At 74.0% G+C, this 1,621-nt stretch carries 2 protein-coding genes; both read left to right on the top strand.

From position 1 onward, the window contains the following. Positions 1-242, top strand: a 242-nt coding sequence (locus AC1DUQ_RS21580; RefSeq protein ID WP_477074618.1) for a hypothetical protein, incomplete at its 5' end; no start/stop codon positions are given. Positions 243-278: 36 nt separating this feature from the next. Beyond that, positions 279-1,400, top strand: coding sequence for a Gfo/Idh/MocA family protein (locus AC1DUQ_RS21575; protein WP_477074617.1), 1,122 nt, complete (start codon positions 279-281; stop codon positions 1,398-1,400). Positions 1,401-1,621: the final 221 nt, after the last annotated feature.

Genomic DNA, 1,621 nt, shown 5'->3' with positions numbered 1-1,621 from the left:
GCCCGGGCCTCGTCGCTCGGCTCGTCGGGCGGCTCGTCGCACGGCTCGTCGCACGGGTCGTCGCACGGCTCGTCGCGCGGCTCGTCGCGCGGGTCGTCGCACGGCTCGTCGCGCGGCCGCGAGATCGTGGCTTCGGCACGAGACCGTGGGTTCAGACGCACGATCTCGTGCCGAACCCACGACCACGTCATGACGACGCATGGCAGCCGGTGGACGAATCGGCAGGCAAGCGCTTACCGTGACCGAGGACGGTTGACGCAGGACGCAAGGGAGCGGACGTGACGGAGTTGTCGCAGGGCCTGCTGAAGGCCGCCATCGTCGGGACCGGGGCGATCGCGCACGCACACGCCTCGGTCCTCTCCGCGGACCCCCTGGTCGCGGTCGTCGCGGTCGCGGACCCCMGCCCCGCCGTCCGTGACGCGTTCGCCGACCAGTACGGCGTCGCGGGCCGGTACGACAGCCTGGACGACCTGCTCTCCGCCGAGGCAGTCGACGTCGTGCACCTGTGCACCCCGCCCGGCCTGCACAAGGACCAGGCGATCGCCGCCCYACGCTCCGGCGCGCACGTGGTCTGCGAGAAGCCGCCGGTCCTGTCGCTGGCGGACCTGGACGCGGTGCTCAAGGTCGCTCACGAGGTCGGTCGCGAGTACGCCGTCGTGTTCCAGCAGCGCACCGGCACGGCCGTCGGCCACGTCCAGAGGCTGCTCGCCGACGGCACGCTCGGGCGACCGCTCGTCGGCGTCTGCCACACGCTCTGGTACCGCAAGCAGGAGGACTACTACGCGGTGCCGTGGCGCGGGAAGTGGGCGACGGAGGGCGGCGGCCCGCTGCTCGGGCTGGGCATCCACCAGCTCGACCTGCTCGGGTTCCTGCTGGGCGAGTGGGCCGAGGTCGACGCGCGCGCGTTCCGCCTGGACCGCGACGTGGAGACCGAGGACACGTCCACGGCCGTGATCCGGTTCGCCAACGGCGCGATCGTGTCCGTGCTGACCACCGCCCTCGCCCCGCGCCAGACCAGCTACGTGCGGGTGGACACGACGCTCGGCACGGTCGAGGTCGAGCACCTCTACGGGCACGACGCCCGCGCGTGGCGGCTCACCCCGGCACCCGAGCGGACCGGCGGCGAGCCGGCGGAGGCGCCGGCGTCGTGGACCCTGCCGACCGAGGACGAGCCCTCCGGGCACACCCCGCTGCTGCGCGCGGTCTACGCGGCGCTGCGCGCGGGCGAGCCGCTGCCGCCGGTCGCCGCGGAACCCCACCGGTCGCTCGAGCTGGTCACCGCGATCTACGCGTCGGCGTCCCTGGGCCGCCCGGTCACCAAGGCCGACCTGGCCCCCGGCAGCACCCTGCGCGAGGGCTTCCTGCACGGCATCGAAGACCTCCGCCCGATCCCGGCATGACCCACACCCCCGCAACCAGCCCTCGCACTGCAACGTCCGCACTCGAGGGGCCTCCAGCGCGCACGAGTGCGGACGCATCGAGTTCTCCTGCTGCAACGTCTGCGCTCGAGGGGGCTCCTGCACGCACGAGTGCGGACGTCCGGGTTGCGCCCGACCCCCTGTTCACCGACCCGCGGGGCGCGCCCACCGATCCCACCGTGGTCGAGGGCCCGGACGGGACC

It is taken from the genome of Cellulomonas sp. P4_B5_2, assembly GCF_056402235.1.
The sequence above is the reverse complement of the archived record's forward strand: the minus strand, read 5'-3'. Positions and strand labels throughout refer to the sequence as shown.